The organism is Trabulsiella odontotermitis, from assembly GCF_001188485.1.
Classification (GTDB): domain Bacteria; phylum Pseudomonadota; class Gammaproteobacteria; order Enterobacterales; family Enterobacteriaceae; genus Trabulsiella; species Trabulsiella odontotermitis_A.
On record NZ_JNGH01000005.1, the window covers coordinates 1 to 356 of the forward strand.

Annotated in this window: 1 rRNA gene; it reads left to right on the forward strand. The window is 56.7% G+C overall.

Features of this window, described 5'->3' with window-relative positions:
* Positions 1-356 (forward strand): 16S ribosomal RNA (locus tag GM30_RS00030); the annotation flags it as partial.

Genomic DNA, 356 nt, shown 5'->3' on the forward strand with positions numbered 1-356 from the left:
CGAGCGGCGGACGGGTGAGTAATGTCTGGGAAACTGCCTGATGGAGGGGGATAACTACTGGAAACGGTAGCTAATACCGCATAACGTCTTCGGACCAAAGTGGGGGACCTTCGGGCCTCATGCCATCAGATGTGCCCAGATGGGATTAGCTAGTAGGTGGGGTAACGGCTCACCTAGGCGACGATCCCTAGCTGGTCTGAGAGGATGACCAGCCACACTGGAACTGAGACACGGTCCAGACTCCTACGGGAGGCAGCAGTGGGGAATATTGCACAATGGGCGCAAGCCTGATGCAGCCATGCCGCGTGTATGAAGAAGGCCTTCGGGTTGTAAAGTACTTTCAGCGGGGAGGAAGG